Consider the following 579-nt stretch of genomic DNA (forward strand, 5'->3'; position numbering starts at 1 on the left):
CAAAGGCAAAAAGGCCTCCAAGAAGATAATGATGGACGGTATGTGCCTCCATTATATTGTCATGCAAAACCCGCGCCCGGGCGCAGAGGAGGAGCTCGTCTACCTGCTTACCAACTTGCACAGCCCCACACAGGCAAGCCGGCTCTATGAATGGCGCTGGCAGATTGAGGTCTGCTTCTGCTTTAAGCACCTGAAGAGCAATGGGGTCAACTTGGAGGCGATGAATGTGCAGGGCCGAGAAAAACGCCATTTGATGATGGCCATCGCCGTGCTCGTATATATTAGCTATCAGAGAGGGGCTGATAAAAGAGCGGCGGGACGGTATCCGATGGGGCCTAGACAAGGCTTCCGGCTTCGAGTATAGGGCAGTATCGATCTTCCTCAAAGGGCTCGATATACTCAAGCGAAGGGCCCTGAATTTGGCTCAGTTTAAACGATATTTAAGCAAAATCACCAAAGGGAAATATCAATTGATTTTTCAAAATATCTAGTGGTGTATTATTTACCCTTTTATGAAATCAACTTTTCTTTATGTTATATATCGTATTTCGCTTATCTCCTTGCTTCTCAAACAACCCC

General features: G+C 46.8%; 1 protein-coding gene. It reads left to right on the top strand.

Annotated features, from left to right (window positions below; all coding sequences use genetic code 11):
• On the top strand, positions 1 to 364 hold a 364-nt coding region (locus tag FRY97_RS22040; protein ID WP_211356962.1), incomplete at its 5' end, for a hypothetical protein.
• Positions 365 to 579: the final 215 nt, after the last annotated feature.

This window comes from Phaeodactylibacter luteus, assembly GCF_007993045.1.
GTDB lineage: Bacteria > Bacteroidota > Bacteroidia > Chitinophagales > Saprospiraceae > Phaeodactylibacter > Phaeodactylibacter luteus.